This is a genomic window from Microcella sp. (assembly GCF_033763155.1).
In the GTDB taxonomy this organism is placed as follows: Bacteria; Actinomycetota; Actinomycetes; order Actinomycetales; family Microbacteriaceae; genus Microcella.
The window spans coordinates 1-2,409 of record NZ_JANRKZ010000264.1 but is presented as its reverse complement, the minus strand read 5'-3'; the positions used below and the strand labels follow the sequence as shown (position 1 = coordinate 2,409).

At 67.1% G+C, this 2,409-nt stretch carries 2 protein-coding genes; both read right to left on the bottom strand.

The genetic code is table 11. From position 1 onward, the window contains the following. On the bottom strand, positions 1–888 hold an 888-nt coding region (gene galE / locus SFU54_RS11270; protein ID WP_319016366.1), incomplete at its 3' end, for a UDP-glucose 4-epimerase GalE. Continuing rightward, on the bottom strand, positions 885–2,042 hold the full coding sequence (gene manA, locus SFU54_RS11265; protein WP_319016365.1) for a mannose-6-phosphate isomerase, class I: 1,158 nt from the start codon (positions 2,040–2,042) through the stop codon (positions 885–887). The genes galE and manA, both read right to left, overlap by 4 nt. Between the last annotated feature and the right edge of the window lie 367 nt (positions 2,043–2,409).

Here is a 2,409-nt window from a genome sequence, read left to right as displayed (position 1 = left end):
GTCGCGCGCAGCGAGCTCGCCACTCGCCACAATGCGCGGCGGATCCCCCGGGCGCCGGTCGCTCACCTCAGGAACGAAGGCGATGCCCGTCACTTCGGCCACGGCATCCATGATCTGGCGCACTGACACACCGTCGCCTGACCCGAGGTTGTAGGCCGGTTCGATCGCCTCACCCGCCTCGAGGCGCCGCGCGGCCTCGACGTGCGCGAGCGCGAGGTCGGCCACGTGGATGTAGTCGCGCACACACGTGCCGTCGGGCGTCGGGTAGTCGGTGCCGTTGATGCGCGGCACGCGACCCTCGACGAGAGCGTCAAACACGAGCGGAAACAGATTGTGCGGGCTGGTATCGCGCACGGCAAGGTCGCCCGAGCCGACCACGTTGAAGTAGCGCAGACTCGTGTGGCGAAGGCCCGCCGCGACCGCCTGATCGCGCAGCAGCCACTCGCCAATTAGCTTCGACTCGCCATAGGGCGACGTGGGGTTCTTGGGCATGTCTTCGGTCACGATGTCGACATCGACGGCACCAAACACGGCGGCCGACGACGAGAACACGCACTGATCGACTCCGTGCCGCTGCATCGCCTCGAGCAGCGTGACCATGCCCGTGACGTTTTGTTCGTAGGTGTGCAGGGGTCGCTGCACACTCACGCCCGCGTACTTGAAGCCCGCGACGTGAATGACGCCCGTGACCGCGTGATCGGTGAGCACGGCGTCTACCGCGGCCTTGTCGAGAATGGATGCGCGCACAAACGGCACGCCCTCAGGAACAAAAGCGGCGTGCCCGCTCGAGAGGTCGTCGAGCACCACAGGAGCCATACCCGCTGCGGTGAGGGCGCGCACGACGTGCGCTCCGATATAGCCGGCGCCGCCGGTGACAAGCCAGGTCATGACTCAACCGTATCCGGGTGGTCTCCCGTGGCAATGACCACCCGACCGTCGCCGTGGATGCTCACCTCGTCGTCATCGCAATATGCCGCTTGCCCGCGCTCCAGCACGAGCGACCCTTGCAGGGTCGCTCGCCCATCGAGGCACAGCACGATCGCGGGGCCGCCGGTCTCGAGGGTGATGCCGTCGACGGCTGAGCCCGCCTCCACCACCGTGAGCGCAAAGTCGACGACATCGGGTGTGAAGCGGTGAACGTTGGGCAACACCTCGACCGGGACAATGCGCGGCTCGGCCACCGGGCGGGCGTCGAGCACGCGCATGAGCTCGGCCGCATCCACGTGCTTGGGCGTCAGGCCGCCGCGCAGCACGTTGTCGCTCGCGGCCATGACCTCGATGGCGAGGCCCTGCTGGTACGAGTGGATGTTGCCGGTCGGCAGGTAGAGCGCCTCGCCCGGGCGAAGCACGACCGTGTGCATAAGCGTCGACATCGCGATGCCGGGGTCGCCGGGGTAGTACTCGGCGAGGCGACGCACGGTCGCCCAGGTGCCATGGGGGTCGTGCGGGTGCGAATCGCCCGCTTCATCGGCAAGCGCGAGGACGAGGTGAGTGACCTCTTCGCCGCCCTCGAGCAACCAGGCGATCGTGTCGGGGAGCGCGTCATCGCCGCTCAGCCGGTTGACGAAGTCGATCACGCACGGCTCATCGACGGTCGCGAGCTCGGCGCGAGCTTCGGCCAGCGAACGAAACCCCGCGAGTGCAATAAACGGATCGCTCAGCGCAAAGATGAGCTCGGGCTTGTGCAGTTCGTCTTTGTAGTTGCGCGCGGGGTCGTCGAGTGCGAGACCCGCCGCGTTTTCGCGCGCAAACCCCTCACGCGCCTGGGCGATGGTCGGGTGCGCCTGCAGCGAGAGCGGCTCACCGGCCGCGAGCACCTTGAGCAAGAACGGCAGCTTCTCGCCGCGGGCGAGCAGCATCGACGACAAATCGGATGCTCCGCCCGCGTCACCCGCCACGATGCGCGCCGGCGACCCCGGGTGGTCGCCGAGCCATAGCTCGGCCTCGGGCCCGCCCGACGGAGTCGTGCCGAGCAGTTCGGCGATGGCCGTGGTCGAGCCCCAGGCGTAGGGGCGGGGGGTGTTCTCGATACGAAGAAGCATGCTGAGAATGCTGTCATGCCAAACGGCCAGGCTGGTGACGACAGCCCTGATCTTCGGTCGCCGAACACTCCCACTCGCGCAAGTTCCGTGAGCGAAGTACCGTGGGCGACAGCAGTTAATTGGGGGAACCATGCTTGTACGTCGTGTTGTGGGTTTGGGCGCGATCATCGCGTTGTCGGTGTCGAGCCTCACGGTGGCGCCTGCGCTCGCCGCTGAAGAGGCAGAGTGAACCGTCCCCGGTTCTCTGCCGCTCCTATGCGGGTGTCAGCACCGAGTGGTGTGACGCTTCGAGGCCAGCGTAGTAGTCGGCCTCGAACTCTTCAGGGGGCACGTTGCCGAGGGTTGAGTGCAAGCGTCGGGCGTTGAA